This window comes from Pseudomonas sp. Con_6, assembly GCF_059379395.1.
On record NZ_CM182011.1, the window covers coordinates 5,980,281 to 5,999,558 of the forward strand.

A 19,278-nucleotide genomic window follows, 5' to 3' on the forward strand; every position below is an offset into this window, starting at 1 on the left:
CCCGACGTAGGTGGATGAGGCTGGGCAATTCTAGGGGGCCGCCGCGGTGGCGATAAGCGTGCTTTCCTGCGAATCTTTGTTACCAAAACGGCGATAATCCGGCTTTAGTCGGAAGACCGGCTCAGTTACTTCATGTCACAATTCAGTCGTCTTCTTTGAGAGCGCCCCATGGACACCCTGCAAAACATGCGTGCTTTCAGTTGTGTGGCCCAGGTCGGCAGTTTCACTGCCGCCGCCGTGCAACTGGATACGACCACCGCGAACGTCTCGCGGGCGGTTTCCAACCTGGAAGCACACCTGCAAACCCGCCTGCTCAACCGTACCACCCGGCGCATTGCCCTGACCGAAGCCGGCAAACGCTACCTGATGCGCTGCGAGCAGATCCTCACCTATGTCGAGGAAGCCGAGGCCGAGGCCAGCGACGCCCACGCCCGCCCGGCCGGGCAATTGAAGGTGCATTCGATGACTGGCGTCGGCCAGCATTTCGTCATCGACGCCATTGCCCGCTACCGCCAGACCCACCCTGACGTGACCTTCGACCTGACCATGGCCAACCGTGTGCCGGACCTGCTGGACGAAGGCTACGACGTGTCCATCGTGCTCGCCACCGAGCTGCCGGACTCCGGATTCGTGTCGCAGCGCCTGGGCATCACCTACAGCATCGTCTGCGCCTCGCCCGAGTACGTGGCCGAGCACGGCGTGGCGCAGAAACCGGCAGACCTGCTCAAGCACGCCTGCCTGCGCATGGTCAGCCCGGTGATCCCGCTGGAGAAATGGCTGTTCGACGGTCCGGAAGGCCAGGAAGTGGTGAACATCACCCAGGCGCCGTTCCAGGTGAACTCCGCCGATGCGATGAAAGCGGCAATCCGCAGTGGCATGGGGGTTGGCGTGCTGCCGATCTACTCGGCCATCGACGGCCTGCGCGACGGCACCCTGGTGCGGGTGATGCCGGCCTACCGCCTGCAGGAGCTGAACCTGTACGCCATCTACCCGTCGCGGCAGTACCTCGACGCCAAGATCAAGACCTGGGTCGAGTACCTGCGCAATTCGCTGCCGGAGATTCTCGCCGCCCACGAGGCTGACCTGAAAACTCACGAACTGCGCGTGGCCAACTAAATCTTTGTGCCGGGCGTGGCGAGAATGATAGGTTGCTACCCATTCTCCCCCGCCCCGCAGAGATTTCGCCGATGAAAAAGACGGTACTGGCCTTCAGCCGCATCACCCCGCCCATGGCCGAGCGCCTGCAGCAAGACTTCAACGTCATCATCCCCAACCCGAAGAACGGCGATATCGCCGCCCAGTTCGACGAAGCTCTGCCCGAAGCCCACGGCCTGATCGGTGCCGGGCGCAAGCTGGGCGAGGCGCAACTGCACGGCGCGCTGAAGCTGGAAGTGGTGTCCAGCGTCTCGGTGGGCTACGACAACTACGACGTGGCCTACCTGACCCAACGCGGCATCGCCCTGACCAACACCCCGGACGTGCTCACCGAAAGCACCGCCGACCTCGGCTTCAGCCTGATCATGAGCAGCGCCCGGCGTATCGCCGAGCTGGATGCCTGGACCAAGGCCGGCAACTGGAAGGCCACCGTGGCGCCGTCGCACTTCGGCTCCGATGTGCATGGCAAGACCCTGGGCATCGTCGGCCTCGGCAATATCGGCGCGGCGGTGGCGCGGCGCGGGCGTTTCGGCTTCAACATGCCGATCCTCTATAGCGGCAACAGCCGCAAGGCCGAGCTGGAACAGGAACTGGGCGCGCGCTACGTCAGCCTGGAGCAGTTGCTGGCCGAGGCGGATTTCGTCTGCCTGGTGGTGCCATTGAGCGCCCACACCAAGCACCTGATCGGCGCCGAGCAACTCAAGCAGATGAAGCGCAGCGCCTTCCTGATCAACATTTCCCGTGGTCCGGTGGTGGACGAGGCGGCGTTGGTAGAGGCGCTGCAGAACGGCACCATTCGCGGTGCAGGCCTGGATGTGTACGAGAAGGAGCCGCTGGGCGAGTCGCCGCTGTTTTCGCTGAGCAACGCGGTGACCCTGCCCCACGTCGGCTCCGCGACCGCCGAGACCCGCGAGGCCATGGCCAACCGGGCGATCGACAACCTGCGTGCCGCCTTGCTGGGTGAGCGGCCGCAGGACCTGGTGAATCCTCAGGTCTGGAAGTAGACCTTCAGGGCCTCATCGCGGGCAACGCCCGCTCCCACAAGTATTGCGGTGCACGCGATACCTGTGGGAGCGGGCGTTGCCCGCGATGAGGCCCTTGAGACCACCAGAAAACCTTCTACCTCAACACCGCTTCAGCAGCCACCACCTTGGCCTTCGGCTTCCTGAACACCAGCACATTCCCAGCCATCACCAACACCAGCCCTGCCAGCGCCGGCGCCGTCCACTGATACCCCTCCACCACCGCCGACACATTCAGCGCCACCAGCGGGAACAGCACGGTGCAATAGGCTGCGCGCTCCGGCCCCATGCGCCCGACCAGGGTCAGGTAGGCGGTAAAGGCGATCACCGAACCCGGCACCGCCAGGTACAGCAGCGAACCGATGTACTGCGCACTCCAGTCCATGCCGAACGGCACGCCACTGACCAGGCAATACAGCCCCAGCATCGTCGCCCCGTACAGCATGCCCCAGGCATTGGTGGTCAGTGGCCGCAGCCCGGCCTTCTGCTGCACGCTGGACAGCATGTTGCCCGCAGAGAAGCACAGCGTCCCCGCCAACCCGAGGCCAAGCCCGAGCAAGGTCTCATGGCTCGCGGCCTGCCCGGCCAGCTCCGGCCAGAACAGCAACCCCAGCCCCGCCAGCCCCATCGCCCCGCCCAGCAGCACGTTGGCGGCGATCTTCTGCCCGAAGAACACCCGCGCATTCAACGCGTTCCACAGGGTCGCAGTGGAGAACACCACGGCGATCAGCCCGGTGGTGACCCACTGGCTGGCGGTGAGGAAGCAGATGAAGTTGACGCAGAACAGGCACAGCCCCTGAGCCACGCAGACCAGGTGCCCACGGCGGTTCATCGGTTGCAGCTTGCGGCTGAGCAGCAGAAAGGCGAACAACACCAGCGCCGCCAGAGCGAAGCGGTAGACGATGGACGCGGGGATGGCGACCACGCCCAGTTGCAGTTTCAGGGCGATCCAGGTGGTACCCCAGATCAGCACGGTGAGCAGGTAGAGCGACAGGTTCATGGCGAAGACTCCTACGGTTGCCTTCAGTCTCCGGCCGCGCACGAGTCAGGCGCTTGCACAAACTTGCGCTTTTGTCGGGCGGCGGGCTGTCAGACCAATTCCCAAGGCGTAGGATGGCGTCGGAGGTAGCCATCATGACCGTGCTCGACCAGTTGCAAGTGTTCAGATCCATGAATGCGTCGCCCCATGCCCGCCTGGAAAGCAGCGCGCTGCTGGGCGACGGCATCGCGGCGGCGTTATGGAGCAACCGTCATGATGCCCGCGACTATGAATCCCCAAGCCACCACACTCTGTCCTGCTACATCGCCGATGGTACTGGCACCTTTCGCCGCGGCCAGCCGGAGCGCAAGGGAGCGCCGGACAAGCTGTGCGTGATGCCGGCGGGCTGCGTGTCGAACTGGATCGTCAACGGCAGCATCCGCCTGGCGCACCTGTACATCAGCGAGGAACAGTTCGCCCTTGGTTGCGTGACCCTGCTCGACCGCGAGCCACGGGAATTGCAATTGCGCGAGGCGGACTTCCTCGAAGACCCGCAGCAGGCTGCGCGCTTTCGCCAGTTGATCACGCTGAACTGGAGCGAGCCCGGCGAGCGCCTGCTGACCAGCAGCCTGGCCCACGACATCCTCGGCCACGCGATCCTCAGCCAGGTCGGCCTGCGGGCGGGGCTGAAGCTCAAGGGCGGCTTGGCGCCTCACCAGCGACGGCAACTGGTGGACTACATCGATACACACCTGGAGCAATCCATCGGGCTGACCGAGCTGGCCGGGTTGTGCAGCCTGTCGGAGTATCACTTCGCGCGGATGTTCCGCCACAGCTTCGGCTTGCCGCCACACCAATATCTGCTGGCGCGACGCCTGGCCAAGGCCCGTGAGCTGCTGGCGGGCAGCGGGTTGCCGCTGGGTGAAGTAGCGCTGGCGTGCGGGTTTGCCAGTGCCAGTCATTTCAGCAACCGCTTCCGCCAGGCGTTGGGGGCGACACCGGGGGCGTATCGATTGGCGTTGCGCAGCTAGTTTCTGAAGCGCCGCCGATCGCGGATGAGTCCGCTCCCACACCGACCGCGGTGCACCTGACATCAGTAGTCAGAACTCCAGCGTGCTCGACAGGCTCACCTGCCGCGAATCGCCGATCGCCACGAAATACCGGTTCACCGCCGAGGTGTAGTAGGTCTTGTCGAACAGGTTCTTCACGTTCAACTGGAAACGCACCTTGTGCTCGTCCAGCTTCGTTTCATAACTGGCGAAGGCATCCGCCACCGTGTACGACGGCAGGTCGAAGTCATTGACCGGGTTGCCCGCCCGCTCACCCACATAGCGCGCCCCCGCGCCCATCCGCAGGCGGTCACCGCCGAATACGGTGCCGACGTCATACACCGCCGACAACGAACCACTGTGCCTGGCCACGTTCTGCAGACGATTGCCCTTGTAGTCCGGGTCCTTGGTCACTTCTGCGTCGGTGTACGCGTAGCTGCCCATCAGGCTCCAGCGCTCGCTCAGCTGGCCGCTGACATCCACTTCCAGCCCTCGCGATTTCACCTCGCCCGCCGCGCTGTAAACAGTGTCGCCGGTCGAGGTATCGAAGTTCGACACCAGCACATTGCGCTTGGTGATATCGAACAAGGCCACGGTGGCACTCAGCGACTCAGGCAGGTCCAGCTTGGCACCGACCTCCCAGGCCTTGCCTTCCTCCGGCGCGATCGCCGAGTCGAGTACCAGGCCACCCGTCAGCGGCGCAATGCTGGAGTTGGGCTTGAACGATTCGCTGTAGCTGCCGTACAGCGACAAGGTGTCGTCGACCTTGTACACCACCCCGGCATGCGGCACCCAGGCCTGGTCCTTGTTGTCGGTGTTGGCCTTGAACGGTCGGCCACGACCAGCGTACTGGTCATAAGTCTGCCAGCGCGCACCGGCCACCAGGATCCAGTGGTCGTCGAGGTGCAGCGAATCCTGGAAGAACAGTGCATCGTTGCGTAGCTTGTCGGTCTGCGCACTGTCGCTGGCACGCACGGTGGTGCCCTCGACTTCACGGCCATACACCGGGTTCAGGTAGCTGAAGGTGCTGCGGCTGGTCTGACGGATCAGGTCCGAGCGATAGATCTTGCGGTACTCGCTGTCGAGGCCGAACAGCAGGTCGTTCTGCAACCCGCCGATCTGCACCTTGCCGTCGAAACTCAGGGTGGCGAAGCGATCGGTGCTGAGCGAACCATGGGTGCCGTCGATGCTGCGGGTCAGGGTGCCATTGGTGGCGTTGACGCCGGTGACGCGCACCTGGCTCGCATCATAGGTCTCACGGTTCCAGCTGTAGCCGAAGTGCGCCTTCCAGTCGTCGTTGAACTGATGATCGACCTCCAGGCGATACAGGTCCGAACGCCCTTCCATATCGTTGAACGGCTCGTCGAGACGGCGCTCGGCGGGGATGTTCAGCGGGCGGTTGGTGCGCGGGTCGATGGCGGTACCCCGGTCGAACGGGTAGACGAACTCGCGGTGCTCATAAGCCAGCTGCACCTGGGTGTTCTCGCCATACCAGGCCAGCGACGGCGCCACCAGCGACTCACGGTGCACGCCGTAGTTGCGCCAGTAGTCCTCATCTTCATGGTCCAACACCAGCCGATAGGCCAGGCCGCTGTCGCCCAGCGCGCCGGTGCTGTCGAGGCCGCCACCGCTGCCGTTCTTGCCTTCGCCATAGGTCGAGCCACGCAGGTTGAGAGCGTTGTAGCTCTGCAACTGCGGACGCTTGCTGACCACGTTGATCACCCCGCCCGGGTCCTGGATGCCGTACAGCAGAGACGCCGGGCCCTTGAGCACCTCGACCCGTTCGGTGGTGGCATTGAGGCTGCGGCCCTGCACGATGGGCATGCCGTCGCGCATGATCGAGCCGTCGCGGTTGTCGCCGAAGCCGCGCTTCATCACGGTGTCGGACGTGCCGCCGAAGTTGTTGCCCTGGGTGATGCCGCTGACGTTGTACAGGGCGTCGTCGAGGTTGCGCGGGGTCTGGTCCTTGAGCACCTGCTCCGGCACCACGTTGATCGCCTGCGGGATCTCCATGCTCGACGCCGAGCCGCGCATGATCGAGGTGCTTTCCGGCTGGCGATAGCTGCCGACGCCATTGGCCTGCGAGGTGATGCTGGTGGCATCGAGGTTCAGCGCGCCGGCGTCACGGGCCAGTGGCTCCAGAGTCAGGGTGCGGGCATTGACGCGCCGGTAGGCGAAGCCGGAGTTCTGCAGCAGGCGCTGCAGGGCCTGCTCGGCGCTGAGACGACCACTGACCGCCGGTGCCTGCAGGCTCGGCAGGTCGACGGTGTAGACCACGCTGAGGCCGGTGATCCGACTGAAATCGCTGAGCGCCTGGGGCAGCGGTTTGGCCGTCAGGTCGAAGGCGTACACCTGCTCGACCTGCTCTGCCGCGAATGCAGGCAATACGCCGGCGACCGCCAAACCGATTGAAAGACTGTGAACCACCGCCGACCTTGCACGCATGCCGATGAACCTGTGAGAGAACTGTATTAATGCGAATAAATCGCACTTCCACTCACTACACGGATGCCGTCGCGAAGTACCTCACCGATTTTTGAAAATATTTTTCAACGCAGCAGGGTGACCCGGCCCAACAAGGTATGGCGCTGGAAGCCGGCCACCGCGCCGAGAGCATCGAGGGCCGCGAGCGGGTCGTCGGCGGGGAAGCTGCCGCTGATCTTGCGCGCGCCCAGGTCGCCGTCGAGCAGGAGGATCCGGCCGGGGTAATAGCGGGCCAGGTCGTCCACCACCTGCCGCAGCGGCACCTGGTAGTAGTTCAGCCAGCCCTGGCGCCAGGCCAGGCGGCTTTCGCTGTCGACGCCGTGGACGTTGCCGACGTGACCCTCGCGGTAATCCACCTGCTGGTTGGCGGTGAGGATCTGTGGTGGCTCACCGTTGGCCGCAGTGACACCGACGCGCCCGGACAGCACAGTGACCTCCGCCCCGCCGCCCTGCCGACGCACTTCGAACTTCGTCCCCAACACCTCGGTGCGCCCACCCTCGGCCTCGACGATGAACGGCTGGCCGGTGTGGGTGACCTGGAAGAACACCGCGCCACGCTGCACTTCGATGCGGCGCTGGCCGTTGCTGAAGTCGACCTTGATGGCAGTATCGGCATCCAGGCTCAGCTGCGAGTTGTCCGCCAGGGTCACTTCCCGGACCTGCCCGACCGCCGCCACATAGTCCGCGCCGAAATCCCGCAACCAGTCCGTCGGGTGCCAGCCGGCACCGATGCCGAGCATCAGCAGCACCGAGGCGGCCACCGCCAGGCCGCCCAGCTTGCGCCAGGGCGACGCGGCTGGACGCTCCATGGCGCGCAGGTAGGCCTGCAACACGCGGTCTTCTTCGACGACCAGCCGCGCCGCCGCTGCCTCGCTGTGCTGCCACAGGTCCTGGGCCGCGCGGTACGCCTGGGCATTGGCCGGGTCGCTCAGCAGCCAGCGCTTGAACGCCGCCCCATCGGCCAGCGCCGGCTGGCCATTGATTCGGACCAGCCAGTCCAGTGCAGTCTGCTGCTGTTCGGCAGTGATCGAGGCATTCATCGCGGCGCGCTTCCTGGCTTGCGGGGCTGTTCGAGGTCCGCGGCGATGCTCGCCTTGCAGACTTCGAGGGCGCGCATCATATGTTTTTCCACAGCGCTTTGGGACAGGTTCATGACCTTGGCGATCTCGCCATAGGTGCGCCCGTGGATGCGGTTGAGCAGGAAGATATGCCGGGTGCGCTCAGGCAGTGCGCGCAGCGCCGCCTCGATCCGGCGCAGGTCGCTGTCGGCTTCCAGCGCGGCCTGGGGCTCGCTGTCCAGCGCTTGCTCCAGCGGTTCGGGCAGGCTGTCGTTGACCCGCTCCCGCGCGCCTTCGCTGCGCAGGTGGTCGATGGCGATATTGCCGGCGCAGCGCATCAGATAGCTGTCCAGCGACTCGATCTCCACCTGCGGCCGGCGCCAGAAGCGCAGGAACAAATCCTGCACCAGGTCCGCCGCCGTCGCCCGGCAGCCGACCCGCCGGCTCACCAGCCTTTCCATGCGACCGCGCTGGGCCAGGAACACCTGGAGAAAGCGGGCGCGGGCCGAGGCGTCGCCAGGGGGCGGGTCGAAGGGCTCGTTCATCGCGTCAGATCAGTCCCAAAGCGCAGAACGGCGCCAGCAGCAGGCTGGCGAAGGCCAGGCCGAGCAGCCAGCGCGGTCGGTACGGGAGCAGGAACACCCACAGGCACAGACCGGCCATGAGCATGCCAAACAACTCGACCAGGCCCATTGCCCAGCCGCTGTGGTTCACCGCAGCGCCCAGGGCCAGGGCCATCAGCAGCCAGCCGACGACGCGCAGGCCAAGCAGTTGCTCCGCCCGGGGCTTGCGCCCGAGCAGTTCGCTGAAGTGTTTGTCCATGGCCAGGCACAACGCGGCGCAGCCCGCGAAGGCGAACAGCGTGATCGCCAGCATCAGCTCGTCTCCGCTTCAGTGGTGAGCGCGGGTGCCGCCTTGGCCGGCTTTGGGGCGCGCTTGGGCGCCTGTACCGGCGGCCGCAGCATCTTGCCGGCGGCCCAGGCGAGGAACAGACCGCAGCCGAGGGCGGTCAGGTCGAAGCCGGCCATGACCCAGTCGCCCGCCATGATCGAATGATTCAGGCCCTGGCCAGTGGTGACGGCATTGAGCAGCGGCAGGCCGGCCCAGAGCAGCGCTGCCAGCGCCAGTTGCTCGCCCCAGGCGCGCCGGCCCTTGCGCAACACCGCGTGCAGCAACGCGGTCAGCCAGACGCCGAAGAACACGTTGATCTCCCAGTCCGAGCGCCCCTCCAGCGCCACCGGCAACAGCCGGTTGGCCCAGAAGAAACCGGCCACGGCGAGGATCAGTCCGCTCATGCTGGCAATGTTCAGCACCTCGACCAGGCGCAGTTCGAACGGCTGCACCCCGCTCTTGGCATGCTTGAGCTGGCGCTTGCCCAGCCACATCACCAGGCCGGTACCGATCACCGCAGTGCCGGCCAGGCCGAAGAAGAAGTACAGCCAGCGCAGCAACGGCCCGGCGAACTCGCCCATGTGCAGGCCGTAGAAGCCGCCGGCGATGATCCCCGGCGCATGCTCGGGTCGCGCGCTCCAGGCCAGCGAGCCGTCGGCGTGGTCATAGCGCCAGCCGGCGCCGCGCTGCACGGCGATGCGCTCGTGACCGTCGGAAATGAATAGCACCTGGGCGTTGCGGTCGCCCGGACGCTGCACGTCGAGCCAGATGATCCGGCTCTGGGGGGCCTGCTGTCGGACCTTGGCATAGAGGGTCGTCATGTCCGGCAGCGGCGCCGCCTCGCCGGAGGCCTTGAGGGTTTCCCGCGGCCCGAACACGTCATTGAAGAAAGCCTGCTGGTTGCTGCCATAACTGGCGAGGATGCTCGCCGGCATGACCATGTACATGAAGATCACCAGGCTGCTATAGCTGATCATCAGGTGGAACGGCAGCACCAGCACGCCGATCGCGTTGTGGCCGTCGAGCCAGGAGCGCTGGCCCTTGCCGGGGCGAAAGGTGAAGAACTCCTTGAAGATCTTCTTGTGGGTGATGATCCCGGTGACCAGCCCGAGCAGCATCATCAGCGCGGCGAAGGTGGCCAGCCAGCGGCCCCACGGATAGGGCATCTCCAGCTCGAAGTGGAAGCGGTAGAAGAACTCGCCGCCAAGGGTCTGGCGGGCGGTGATTTCCTCGCCGGTCTGCGGGTCGAGGGTCTTGCGGGTGATACCACGCGGGCCGTCGCCGCCGCGCCAGCCCACGCCGATAGCCGGGGTGCGCTCGTCAGGGAGCTGGATGAACCAGCTCGGCGCGCCTGCGGCATGGCGCTGCAGATAGTCCTGGGCCTTGGCCAGGCTGGCGGGGGTATCGAGCGTGCGCAGCGGCAGCTCCGGCTGGCTCCAGCGGGTGATTTCCGGCTTGAAGTAGGACAGGGTCCCGGTCAGGAAAATCGCGAACAGCAGCCAGCCGAAGATCAGCCCGGCCCAGGTGTGCAGCCAGGCCATCGCCTGACGGAAGCCTTCTTTCATGGCTTGGCCATCCAGTACATCACTCCATTGATTGCCGCCAGCACCAGAGCGGGCAGCAGGATCCCCGCCCATGCCCGACCGGCGCTACGCGCGGCGAAGGCCCAGATGAACGCACCGATGTAGAACAGGAAGGAACTCATCATCCCGGTCAGCACCGATTCGACCCGCGAAAGCGGCAACGACTGGCTCAAGCACACGCTGGCCATGGACGCCAGCAGGTAGCCACCCAGCAACGCGGCGAGACAGCGGGAGGTCACGGCCAGGCGATAACTCAGGGGCAGCCCGGCGGCTTTGCTCTTCATGCGGGAAACATCCAGGGCGGGAAAGGCCGCCAATATAAATGATAGGTATTCTCACACGCAAAACTGTCTGACGGGCCGACTGTCATTGTCCGATTGCCGATGCGCGGTTTTCCCACATACAATGCGAACAATTCTTATTCTTTTGCGCATCCCCGGCGCCGGAGTGTTCAGGTGCCCAGCGCCCCTCCCGTTCTTTCGACTGCGGTGGAAGGTCTCTACCATGCCCATCATTCCTGGCTGACCGGCTGGCTGCGGCGGCGCCTGGGCTGCCCGGACAACGCCGCCGACCTGGCCCAGGACACCTTCATGCGCCTGCTCCAGGCCCGTGAAGCGCCGGTGCTGAACGAGCCACGGGCGTTCCTCACCACCGTGGCCAAGCGCGTGCTGTTCAATCACTACCGCCGCCAGGAGCTGGAGCGCGCCTACCTCCAGGCCCTGGCGCAGTTGCCGGAAGACGTGGCGCCATCAGAAGAGCACCGGGCAATCATCTTCGACACCCTGCTGGAGCTGGACCGCCTGCTCGACGGGCTGCCCGCCCAGGTCAAGCGCGCCTTCCTGCTGGCCCAGGTCGACGGCCTGACCTACAACGAAATCGCCACGCAGCTGGGCATCTCCCTGGCCACGGTGAAACGTCATCTGAACAAGGCGGCCATGCGCTGTTACTTCGCCCTGTGAACCACGACACGCCCGGTTTCTCCCCCCGCGTGGCCGAGCAGGCCGTGCATTGGCTGATCGAATTGCAGGGCGGCAGCCTCGATCACCGCCAGCAACTGGCAATGGAGCGCTGGCTGCAGGCCAGCGAAGAACATCGCCAGGCCTGGGCGCATATCCAGCGGGTCAACCAGCGCCTGAGCGGGCTGTCGTCGCCGCTGGCCCATGCCACCTTGCAGGCGCCCGCCTCGGCCGGTCGTCGTCGCGCCCTGAAGATGCTGTTGCTGCTCGGCGCCGGCAGTGTCGTGGGCCTGGGCATGCAGGCCAGCGACGGCCTGCCGCCGTTGCTGGCGGACTATCGCAGCCCACTGGGACAGCGTCGGCAGATGCATCTGGACGATGGCAGCGAACTGCACCTGAACACCGCCAGCGCCGCCGACGTGCGCTTCGACGCCGGGCAGCGCCTGGTGCATCTGTTGGAAGGCGAGTTGCTGCTCAGCGTGGCCGAGGATCACCGGCCACTGCGGGTACTGACGCGGGATGGGCGGCTGGATCTGTCGGCCGGGCGGTTCAATGTCCGGCAGTGGCCACGGCATAGCGGCGTGGCGGTATTCCAGGGGCGCGCAAGCTTCGGCGGGGAAGCGCTGGAAAGCGGACATCAGGCGCGCTTCGACGATGCTGGCTGGAGCGTGCGCACGCCGCTGGATGCCAACAGCGGGGCGTGGGTCGACGGCATGCTGGTGGCGGCGCACATGCCGCTGGCGGAGTTCCTCGAAGAGCTGGGACGTTATCGCCGCGGACAGCTCAATTGCGACCCGGCGGTGGCGCGGTTGCTGGTGTCGGGGAGTTATCCACTGGCGGACAGCGAGCGAATTCTTGATCTGCTGGAGGTGGCGTTGCCGGTGCGGGTGAAGCGCTTTACGCGGTATTGGGTCACGGTGGAAGCCAAGGCCTGATGCAGTGCCCTTCCGGGCCTCATCGCGGGCAACGCCCGCTCCCACAAGGTCCTCATGCGCCGCTGAACTCGTGGGAACGGGCGTTGCCCGCGATGAGGCCCGAGAGACCGACACAAATATCATTTTCAAACCCGTGAGCCGTTTTCCCAACCTCGCGTGACAGAGAAGACAGAACCCTTCCATTCCGCTCTTCTCAAGGATCCCCCGATGCCCTTCCGACCGAGCCCGCTGGCCCTCGCCCTGCTGCTGTCCTTTGCCAGCGTCGCCCCGCTGCACGCCGCCGAAGCCCCCGCGCGCACCTATCACATCGCCCCGATGCCGCTGGAAAGCGCCCTGAACCAGTTCGGCCGCGACAGCGGCGTGCTGATCTCCTTCGGTTCGCAAGTCACCCAAGGCCTGCAGAGCCACGGCCTGAGCGGCGACTTCACCCCGGCCCAGGGCCTCGCCGCACTGCTCGAAGGCACCGGCCTGCAAGCCCGCGCCGAAGGCGACAATGCCTTCAGCCTGCAACCCGCAGGCAACGCCGCCAGCGCCCCGGTCGAGCTGGGCGCCTCCAGCGTGGTCGGCGACTGGCTTGGCGACGCCCAGCAGGACAACGTCTTCGAACACGCCGGCGCGCGGGACGTGATCCGCCGCGAGGAATTCGAACGCACCGGCGCCAGCAGCGCGCGGGAAGTGCTCAACCGCATCCCCGGCGTGAATGCCCCGGAAAACAACGGTACCGGCAGCCACGACATGGCCCTGAACTTCGGCATCCGCGGCCTCAATCCGCGCCTGGCTTCGCGCTCCACGGTGCTGATGGACGGCATCCCGGTGCCCTTCGCGCCCTACGGCCAGCCACAGCTGTCCTTCGCCCCGATCAGTCTGGGCAACATGGACGCGGTGGACGTGGTCCGCGGTGGCGGCGCGGTACGCTACGGCCCGCAGAACGTCGGCGGCATCGTCAACTTCGTCACCCGCGCCATCCCCGACGAACCCACGGTGAAGGCCGGCCTGCAGACTCAGACCAGTCCGTCGTCCAGCCATGACGGCTTCAAGAGCAGCGCCAACCTGCTGGCCGGCGGCACCGCCGACAACGGCCTCGGCGGCGCCCTGCTGTACTCCGGCACCCGCGGCGGCGACTGGCGCGAGCACAGCGACACGCAGATCGACGACCTGATCCTCAAGGGCAAGTTCCAGATCGACGAGGCCAACAGCCTGCACGCCATGGCCCAGTACTACGAGGGTGAAGCACAGATGCCCGGCGGCCTGAGCGTGGCCGACTACAACGCCGATCCGTACCAGTCGACCCGCCTGGTCGACGAGTTCTGGGGCCGCCGCACGATGTTCAACGCCGGCTACGACTACAAGGAAGGCGAGCGCCAATTCAGCGTCAACAGCTTCTTCACCAAGACCCTGCGCAGCGGCTACCTGCGCCAGGGCAGCTCGATCTCGCTGTCGCCGCGCGAATATTGGGTGCGTGGCATCGAGACCCGCTTCACCCAGGGCTTCGCCCTCGGCGAAAGCCATCACGAAGTCGGTCTCGGCTACCGCTACGTCAACGAGGCCGGGCACGAGCTGCGGTTCATGGAAGCGGTCAGCGCCAACCGCCTGCCGACCACCGCGAGCCGCAACGACCGCGACACCCGTGGCGCCACCGAGGCCCATGCGCTGTTCCTCGATGACCGCATCGACATCGGCCAGTGGACCCTCACCCCGGGCATCCGCTACGAGATGATCGACTCGCGGCAGAACAACAACCTCACCGGCAAGGACTACCAGGGCAGCTACAACACCGCCCTGCCCGCCCTCAACGTGATGTACCACCTGAGCGACAGCTGGAACCTCTACGCCAACACCGAAGGCTCGTTCGGCAGCGTGCAGTACAGCCAGATGCCCAACCGGGTCGACCAGGGCGAAGTGAAGCCTGAAAAGGCGCGCACCTGGGAAATCGGAACCCGCTACGATAACGGCAACTTGCAAGCAGAAGCCGGCCTGTTCCTGATCAACTTCGACAACCAGTATGAGAGCAACCAGACCAACGACAGCGTGATCGCCCGCGGCGAAACCCGGCACCAGGGCCTGGAGACCAGCGTGAAATATGCGCTGGATGACGTAAGCCCGGCGCTGGCCGGTTTCGATGTGTACGCCAGTTATGCCTTCATCGACGCCACCATCCGCGAGGACGGTGCAAACAAGGGCAACCGCGTGCCGTTCTCGTCGCGACACAAGGGCACGCTGGGCGTGGGATACACCGAGGGTCCGTGGAAGCTCAACCTGGACAGCACCTGGCAGAGCGACCAGTTCGCCGACAACGCCAACACCTCGCAGGAAAGCGCCGATGGCAGCACAGGCAAGATCCCAGGCTACATGCTGTTCAGCAGCCGCGCGGCATATGACTTCGGGCCGCAGTTGTCGAACCTGAACGTGGCGGTAGGGGTGAAGAACATCTTCAATCGCGAATACTTCACCCGATCGTTCGATGACAACAACAAGGGCAAGTACGTGGGGGAACCGCGGACGGTTTATCTGCAGACTTCAGTGGCGTTCTAAGCAGTTTTGGGCCGCTTTGCGGCCCTTCGCGAGCAAGCTCGCTCCCACAAGGGAGATGGGGGGGGGCGACTTATCCCCCTGATCCTAACCCTGTTTCCCAGCCAACTTGAAACAAAATATTTTTATTTTTTAGGGGGTTGAAATCTTTGTCGAACTGCCTGACCTTGTAGTCAAGAGGCGATGATTTCCACGGGAACCTCTCCCCTCATCAGTCTCTTGCGAGCTAGCTGAATAAGGATTGGAATCATGCAAATCCAGGTCAACAGCGACAACCATATTCAAGGCAACATCCGGCTGGAGCAGTGGGTACGCAGCACGGTGGAAAGCACGCTCGAACGCTACGACGATTGCCTGACCCGCATCGAAGTGCATCTGCGGGACGAGAACGGCGACAAGCCCGGCCCGCACGATAAACGCTGCCAGATGGAGGCACGCCCAAAAGGCCATCAACCGATTTCCGTTACTCACAAGGCCGCTTCGCTGGAACAAGCCATCGAAGGTGCCGCACAGAAACTGAACAACGCCCTGGAACACCTTTATGGCAAGCTGCGCAGCAAACGCGCGGTGGCCGAGCAGAACAGCAGCGCCAATGACGCGCTGCTGCAGGAGGAATTCCTGGAGCGGCTGGGCTGAAACACACCAGAACCAGAAATGCGAGATGGTAGAAGCCCCGGGTCCCAAGGACCCGGGGCTTTTTATTTGCACATCTGATGGCCAACCTCGCACCCTGTGGGCGCTGGCCTTCAATGGCTTTGCAGCTTCTCCAACTCATCGGCTCGCTGCTTGGTCATGTCCACCTCACACCCCGCCCCATTGAGCTGGTCGATAGTCCCGCCCGTCAGCCCGTAATACATCCCGCAATTGGCATCCCGGTACTTCACCCACGCTCGCTGGGCCTCGCGCAGCTTGTCCTGCTGCGGTTGCTCGAGGCTGCCCATGGCGCTCTTGTAGGTCTGGTTCAGCCGGACGTCCTGGCGCTTGAGTTCGGCACCGGAACAGTCGCGCATGGCCATCGTGGTATTGGCGGTCTTCATGCATTGGCTATAGCTGTCGGCCTGGGCCAATTGGCTGGCACCCAGCAGGACCAGGGCACTGGCAAGGATTCTCGGATTCATCGGCTAACTCCATGTCGTGGTTGAACGGATTCAAGCTGGCATGCGCGCATCACCTGCCCGCGCAACCAGCGATGGGCAACGTCGCCCTCGCGGCGTTCGTGCCAGGCCTGCTGGAAATCGAAGGCCCGAATTGGCAAGGGCGGCTCGAAGCAGCGCAAGCCCTGCGGCGGACGCAATACGCTACGGCGGGCCACGGTGAGCACAAGGTCGGTGCCGGCGATCACCTCGGTGGCTGCCGTCCAGTGTGGCAGCGCCAGGGCAACTCGGCGTTGTTCACCCAGCGCGGCCAGGGCCAGGTCAATCTCGTTGTCGGCCCCCGGACGCACCGCTACCAGCACGTGGGGCCGCGCCAGCCACTGCGCCAGGCTCAGACCGCCACGGGCCGGCAGGGTTTCGCGATCAGCCAGGCAGGCGAAGCCCTCCACGAACAGGGTCTGCGCGCGCAAAGGCTCGGCGAGGTCGGGAAACACCGCCAGGGCCAGGTCCACCTCACCATCCATCAGTTGGCTGAGCATGGCCTCGCGGCTGCCCTGGGTCACCACCAGGTCGATACCCGGCGCAGTTTCGCGCAGCTCACGCATCAGGCGCGGCAGCACCACACGCGCACCGTAGTCGGACATCGCCAGGCGAAAGCTGCGTCGCGCCCGGGCAGGATCGAAACCGGGGCTGCTGAGCAGCGCGTCCAGCTGTTGCAGTGCTTCCTGCAACGGCTGCACCAAGGCCAGGGCGCGCGTGGTGGGTTGCAGCCGGCCGCCGCGGCGTACCAGCAACGGGTCGGCGAAGATCTCGCGCAACTGCGCCAGGGCATGGCTCACCGCCGGCTGACTGCGGTGCAGGCGCAGGGCGGCGCGGGACACATGCTGCTCGGCCAGCAGGGCGTGCAAGGTCAGCAGCAGGTTGAGGTCAATGCGACGCAAATCATCCATTTAGCGAATAGTCCGTGTATTGAATCCGAATTTCCATCCAACGCGTGAATAACCAAGACTGCCTCATGCCTGTCATGCGTATCAAGGAGTCCACCGTGAATGTGAATTTTGCCCCTGCTGTAGTGCTGTTGCCGCTGATCGCCCTGCTCGCCGGTGCCGCCGTGCCATTCCAGGCGGGCGGCAATGCCGCGTTGGGACGTCTGCTCGGGCATCCGTTGTGGGCGGCGCTGGTGTCGTTGTCGGTGAGCGTGGTGCTGGTGTTGCCGGCGCTGTGGTTGATGCGTGCGCCAATGCCGCAGCTAACCGCACTGGCGAATGCGCCATGGTGGGCGTGGTTCGGTGGGGTAGCCGGGGTGGTCTATATCACGGCGGCGCTTATCCTCACGCCGAAGCTGGGCGCGGCGGGGTTCATCGTCTGCGTAGTGGCCGGGCAGGTGTTGTCGTCGCTGGCGATGGACCACTGGGGGTTGATGGGGTTGCCGGAGCGGCCGGTGAACCTGCTGCGGCTGCTGGGGGTGGGGTTGATCGTGGTGGGGATGCTGGTGGTGCAGTGTGGGACTCGGCGCTGAGAGGATCGCGGCCTTTCTAAGGCAAAAGGCCGCGTAGGCGTAAGTCATTTGTCACGCCCGTTTGAGCCAGAGAAGTGCTCGAGGAACCCCGTCAGGCTGCCGTGGCGCCAAAGTCGAACGGCTGCAACGGCAGCAAGCCATGGGCCGCACGGGCATCGTCGCAGCGCTGATTGTGCTCGCCGTACTCCCAGGACGCTTCGAACTCCCGACAGGGGGTCGAGCGCTGCTCGTACATGTTGCAACTGACCGCCCTGCCCACTTCCCCGCTCAGGGAGATGCAGCGCGAAGGCTTGGCATCGGTGCCGATCATCGCAACCCGATGCGGAGTAATCTGAACCACCAGGTCGTCCGGTACGCAACCACCGGCCGAGGCGCATTCACCCCAGAAAAAGGAAACACGGAAATGCGCGCAGCAGGCGCCGCAACTCAAGCAAGGATGGCTGTCGGACATGATGTCGGGAGGGGGGAGAATTGTCGTTATGGGGAGAGTCCCGTCGCCAATTCTATGCAACGGCACGCCGTTGAGAAGGGGGTTGCGAAAAGAAAGTTTGGCGCCCGACCGGCGGAATGAAAAAAGCCCGAAGCGCCCGTATCACGGGGGCTTCGGGCTTTCGGCAAGACCTCAGGCCTTGACCGGTTTCGTGGCCTTCGGCGGCTCGATGCCGTCGGCACGGAACATCTGGCGGATACCGCGTACCGCCTGGCGGATCCGGTCCTGGTTCTCGATCAGGGCGAAGCGTACGTGGTCGTCGCCGTAGTCACCGAAACCGATGCCCGGCGACACACAGACCTTGGCCTCGGCCAGCAGCTTCTTGGAGAACTCCAGCGAGCCCAGGTGCGCATACTGCTCGGGGATCTTGGCCCAGACGTACATCGACGCCTTGGGGTTCTCGACCATCCAGCCGGTCTCGTGCAGACCCTTGACCAGCACGTTGCGGCGCTGGCGGTACTGCTCGGCGATGTCCAGCACGCACTGCTGGTCGCCTTCAAGGGCGGCGATGGCCGCGACCTGCAGCGGGGTGAAGGTGCCGTAGTCGTGGTAGCTCTTGATGCGCGCCAGGGCGCTGACCAGCTCCGGGTTGCCGACCATGAAGCCGATGCGCCAGCCGGCCATGTTGTAGCTCTTGGACAGGGTGAAGAACTCCACCGCGATGTCCTTGGCACCGGGCACCTGCATGATCGACGGGGCTTTCCAGCCGTCGTAGACGATGTCGGCATAGGCCAGGTCGTGGATCACCAGCACGCCATACTGCTTGGCCAGTTCCACCACCCGCTCGAAGAAGTCCAGCTCCACGCACTGCGACGTAGGGTTCGAGGGGAAGCCGAGGATCATCATCTTCGGTTTCGGAATGGATTCGCGGATGGCCCGTTCCAGCTCGGCGAAGAAGTCCACGCCAGGCACCAGCGGTACCGAACGCACCTGGGCGCCGGCGATCACCGCCCCGTAGATATGGATCGGGTAGCTGGGGTTGGGCACCAGCACCGTGTCGCCGTGGTCCAGGGTTGCCAGCATCAGGTGAGCCAGGCCTTCCTTGGAGCCGATGGTGACGATGGCTTCGCTTTCCGGGTCGATCTCGACCTTGTAGCGCTCCTCGTACCAGCGCGAGATCGCGCGGCGCAGACGGGGGATGCCTCGGGAAGTGGAATAGCCGTGGGTGTCCTCGCGCTGGGCGACCTGCACCAGCTTCTCGACGATGTGCGGCGGCGTGGCCCCGTCGGGGTTGCCCATGCTCAGGTCGATGATGTCCTCGCCACGACGGCGCGCGGCCATCTTGAGTTCGGCGGTGATGTTGAAGACGTAGGGGGGGAGACGATCGATGCGCGCAAAGCGGCGCGGCGAACTGGAGTCGGCCATGCTTTCCTCGGAGACGTAAGCGCCCGGAACCGTCCGAGCGACGTTGGCCACTGCGGTGGCCGAGGGAGAATGTAGGGCCGGTGGTGGATGGATGTAAAGCGATATTTCCTGACTCTGTTTTTGTCTGTACCGGCCTCATCGCGGGCAACGCCCGCTCCCACAAGGTTCG

At 65.0% G+C, this 19,278-nt stretch carries 19 protein-coding genes; 8 read left to right on the forward strand and 11 right to left on the reverse strand.

All coding sequences use genetic code 11. The annotated features are described in order from the left end of the window. Positions 1 to 168: 168 nt before the first annotated feature. Together AC5QPF_RS27010 and AC5QPF_RS27015 are read left to right on the forward strand one after the other, a co-directional pair. Positions 169 to 1,116: a LysR substrate-binding domain-containing protein gene (locus AC5QPF_RS27010; protein WP_494960694.1), complete on the forward strand. Its 948-nt coding sequence runs from the start codon at positions 169 to 171 to the stop codon at positions 1,114 to 1,116. 71 nt (positions 1,117 to 1,187) lie between these two features. Beyond that, positions 1,188 to 2,159 (forward strand): NAD(P)-dependent oxidoreductase, encoded by a 972-nt coding sequence (locus AC5QPF_RS27015; protein ID WP_494960695.1) that lies wholly within the window; start codon positions 1,188 to 1,190, stop codon positions 2,157 to 2,159. A 115-nt stretch (positions 2,160 to 2,274) separates the two neighbouring features. Here AC5QPF_RS27015 and AC5QPF_RS27020 read toward each other — a convergent pair whose 3' ends face one another. Further along, the gene (locus AC5QPF_RS27020; protein WP_494960696.1) at positions 2,275 to 3,177 is read right to left on the reverse strand and encodes an EamA family transporter; all 903 of its coding nucleotides are present in this window, start codon (positions 3,175 to 3,177) and stop codon (positions 2,275 to 2,277) included. A 134-nt stretch (positions 3,178 to 3,311) separates the two neighbouring features. On the opposite strand from AC5QPF_RS27020, the gene AC5QPF_RS27025 reads away from it, so the two are divergent. Further along, positions 3,312 to 4,187, forward strand: a complete 876-nt coding sequence (locus AC5QPF_RS27025; protein WP_494960697.1) for a helix-turn-helix domain-containing protein — start codon at positions 3,312 to 3,314, stop codon at positions 4,185 to 4,187. A 69-nt stretch (positions 4,188 to 4,256) separates the two neighbouring features. Here the strand turns inward: AC5QPF_RS27025 and AC5QPF_RS27030 are convergent, their stop codons facing one another. The 6 genes from AC5QPF_RS27030 to AC5QPF_RS27055 all read right to left on the reverse strand — a co-directional run bounded on the left by AC5QPF_RS27030 (position 4,257) and on the right by AC5QPF_RS27055 (position 10,505). After that, complete coding sequence (locus tag AC5QPF_RS27030; protein WP_494960698.1) at positions 4,257 to 6,650, reverse strand: TonB-dependent siderophore receptor; 2,394 nt, start codon at positions 6,648 to 6,650, stop codon at positions 4,257 to 4,259. Positions 6,651 to 6,754: 104 nt separating this feature from the next. Continuing rightward, positions 6,755 to 7,729, reverse strand: coding sequence for a FecR domain-containing protein (locus AC5QPF_RS27035; protein ID WP_494960699.1), 975 nt, complete (start codon positions 7,727 to 7,729; stop codon positions 6,755 to 6,757). Next, entirely contained in the window at positions 7,726 to 8,292 is a 567-nt protein-coding gene (locus AC5QPF_RS27040) for a sigma-70 family RNA polymerase sigma factor (protein ID WP_494960700.1), read from the reverse strand. The genes AC5QPF_RS27035 and AC5QPF_RS27040 overlap by 4 nt, the downstream gene beginning before the upstream one ends. 4 nt (positions 8,293 to 8,296) lie before the next feature. Then, on the reverse strand, positions 8,297 to 8,623 hold the full coding sequence (locus AC5QPF_RS27045; protein ID WP_494960701.1) for a DUF3325 family protein: 327 nt from the start codon (positions 8,621 to 8,623) through the stop codon (positions 8,297 to 8,299). Beyond that, on the reverse strand, positions 8,623 to 10,203 hold the full coding sequence (locus AC5QPF_RS27050) for a PepSY domain-containing protein (RefSeq protein ID WP_494960702.1): 1,581 nt from the start codon (positions 10,201 to 10,203) through the stop codon (positions 8,623 to 8,625). Before AC5QPF_RS27050 ends, AC5QPF_RS27045 begins: the two co-directional genes overlap by 1 nt. Beyond that, positions 10,200 to 10,505, reverse strand: a complete 306-nt coding sequence (locus tag AC5QPF_RS27055; protein ID WP_494960703.1) for a DUF3649 domain-containing protein — start codon at positions 10,503 to 10,505, stop codon at positions 10,200 to 10,202. Before AC5QPF_RS27055 ends, AC5QPF_RS27050 begins: the two co-directional genes overlap by 4 nt. A gap of 171 nt (positions 10,506 to 10,676) precedes the next feature. Here AC5QPF_RS27055 and AC5QPF_RS27060 point away from each other — a divergent pair, with 171 nt between their 5' ends. The 4 genes from AC5QPF_RS27060 to AC5QPF_RS27075 all read left to right on the forward strand — a co-directional run bounded on the left by AC5QPF_RS27060 (position 10,677) and on the right by AC5QPF_RS27075 (position 15,277). Beyond that, positions 10,677 to 11,180, forward strand: coding sequence for a sigma-70 family RNA polymerase sigma factor (locus AC5QPF_RS27060; protein WP_494960704.1), 504 nt, complete (start codon positions 10,677 to 10,679; stop codon positions 11,178 to 11,180). 44 nt (positions 11,181 to 11,224) lie between these two features. Beyond that, positions 11,225 to 12,112, forward strand: coding sequence for a FecR domain-containing protein (locus AC5QPF_RS27065; RefSeq protein WP_494960705.1), 888 nt, complete (start codon positions 11,225 to 11,227; stop codon positions 12,110 to 12,112). A gap of 207 nt (positions 12,113 to 12,319) precedes the next feature. Then, entirely contained in the window at positions 12,320 to 14,644 is a 2,325-nt protein-coding gene (gene fecA, locus AC5QPF_RS27070; RefSeq protein ID WP_494960706.1) for a TonB-dependent Fe(3+) dicitrate receptor FecA, read from the forward strand. A gap of 246 nt (positions 14,645 to 14,890) precedes the next feature. Next, a complete protein-coding gene (locus AC5QPF_RS27075) occupies positions 14,891 to 15,277 on the forward strand; it encodes an HPF/RaiA family ribosome-associated protein (protein ID WP_494960707.1) in 387 nt (128 codons plus the stop codon). 110 nt (positions 15,278 to 15,387) lie between these two features. Here AC5QPF_RS27075 and AC5QPF_RS27080 read toward each other — a convergent pair whose 3' ends face one another. Further along, positions 15,388 to 15,759, reverse strand: a complete 372-nt coding sequence (locus AC5QPF_RS27080) for a lysozyme inhibitor LprI family protein (RefSeq protein WP_494960708.1) — start codon at positions 15,757 to 15,759, stop codon at positions 15,388 to 15,390. Then, on the reverse strand, positions 15,756 to 16,685 hold the full coding sequence (locus tag AC5QPF_RS27085; RefSeq protein WP_494960709.1) for a LysR substrate-binding domain-containing protein: 930 nt from the start codon (positions 16,683 to 16,685) through the stop codon (positions 15,756 to 15,758). The genes AC5QPF_RS27080 and AC5QPF_RS27085 overlap by 4 nt, the downstream gene beginning before the upstream one ends. A 95-nt stretch (positions 16,686 to 16,780) precedes the next feature. Between AC5QPF_RS27085 and AC5QPF_RS27090 the strand changes: the two genes are divergently transcribed. Then, a complete protein-coding gene (locus tag AC5QPF_RS27090) occupies positions 16,781 to 17,254 on the forward strand; it encodes a DMT family transporter (protein ID WP_494960710.1) in 474 nt (157 codons plus the stop codon). 91 nt (positions 17,255 to 17,345) lie between these two features. Here the strand turns inward: AC5QPF_RS27090 and AC5QPF_RS27095 are convergent, their stop codons facing one another. Continuing rightward, positions 17,346 to 17,705: a YkgJ family cysteine cluster protein gene (locus tag AC5QPF_RS27095; protein ID WP_494960711.1), complete on the reverse strand. Its 360-nt coding sequence runs from the start codon at positions 17,703 to 17,705 to the stop codon at positions 17,346 to 17,348. Between the two features lie 171 nt (positions 17,706 to 17,876). Further along, positions 17,877 to 19,109: an alanine transaminase gene (gene alaC, locus AC5QPF_RS27100; RefSeq protein WP_494960712.1), complete on the reverse strand. Its 1,233-nt coding sequence runs from the start codon at positions 19,107 to 19,109 to the stop codon at positions 17,877 to 17,879. Between the last annotated feature and the right edge of the window lie 169 nt (positions 19,110 to 19,278).

Bases quoted from the DNA above. Each gene is read 5' to 3' on its own strand.
- AC5QPF_RS27010 (WP_494960694.1), top strand. From the start codon at position 169: ATGGACACCCTGCAAAACATGCGTGCTTTCAGTTGTGTGGCCCAGGTC.
- AC5QPF_RS27015 (WP_494960695.1), top strand. From the start codon at position 1,188: ATGAAAAAGACGGTACTGGCCTTCAGCCGCATCACCCCGCCCATGGCC.
- AC5QPF_RS27020 (WP_494960696.1), bottom strand. From the start codon at position 3,177: ATGAACCTGTCGCTCTACCTGCTCACCGTGCTGATCTGGGGTACCACC.
- AC5QPF_RS27025 (WP_494960697.1), top strand. From the start codon at position 3,312: ATGACCGTGCTCGACCAGTTGCAAGTGTTCAGATCCATGAATGCGTCG.
- AC5QPF_RS27030 (WP_494960698.1), bottom strand. From the start codon at position 6,650: ATGCGTGCAAGGTCGGCGGTGGTTCACAGTCTTTCAATCGGTTTGGCG.
- AC5QPF_RS27035 (WP_494960699.1), bottom strand. From the start codon at position 7,729: ATGAATGCCTCGATCACTGCCGAACAGCAGCAGACTGCACTGGACTGG.
- AC5QPF_RS27040 (WP_494960700.1), bottom strand. From the start codon at position 8,292: ATGAACGAGCCCTTCGACCCGCCCCCTGGCGACGCCTCGGCCCGCGCC.
- AC5QPF_RS27045 (WP_494960701.1), bottom strand. From the start codon at position 8,623: ATGCTGGCGATCACGCTGTTCGCCTTCGCGGGCTGCGCCGCGTTGTGC.
- AC5QPF_RS27050 (WP_494960702.1), bottom strand. From the start codon at position 10,203: ATGAAAGAAGGCTTCCGTCAGGCGATGGCCTGGCTGCACACCTGGGCC.
- AC5QPF_RS27055 (WP_494960703.1), bottom strand. From the start codon at position 10,505: ATGAAGAGCAAAGCCGCCGGGCTGCCCCTGAGTTATCGCCTGGCCGTG.
- fecA (WP_494960706.1), top strand. From the start codon at position 12,320: ATGCCCTTCCGACCGAGCCCGCTGGCCCTCGCCCTGCTGCTGTCCTTT.
- AC5QPF_RS27075 (WP_494960707.1), top strand. From the start codon at position 14,891: ATGCAAATCCAGGTCAACAGCGACAACCATATTCAAGGCAACATCCGG.
- AC5QPF_RS27080 (WP_494960708.1), bottom strand. From the start codon at position 15,759: ATGAATCCGAGAATCCTTGCCAGTGCCCTGGTCCTGCTGGGTGCCAGC.
- AC5QPF_RS27085 (WP_494960709.1), bottom strand. From the start codon at position 16,685: ATGGATGATTTGCGTCGCATTGACCTCAACCTGCTGCTGACCTTGCAC.
- AC5QPF_RS27095 (WP_494960711.1), bottom strand. From the start codon at position 17,705: ATGTCCGACAGCCATCCTTGCTTGAGTTGCGGCGCCTGCTGCGCGCAT.
- alaC (WP_494960712.1), bottom strand. From the start codon at position 19,109: ATGGCCGACTCCAGTTCGCCGCGCCGCTTTGCGCGCATCGATCGTCTC.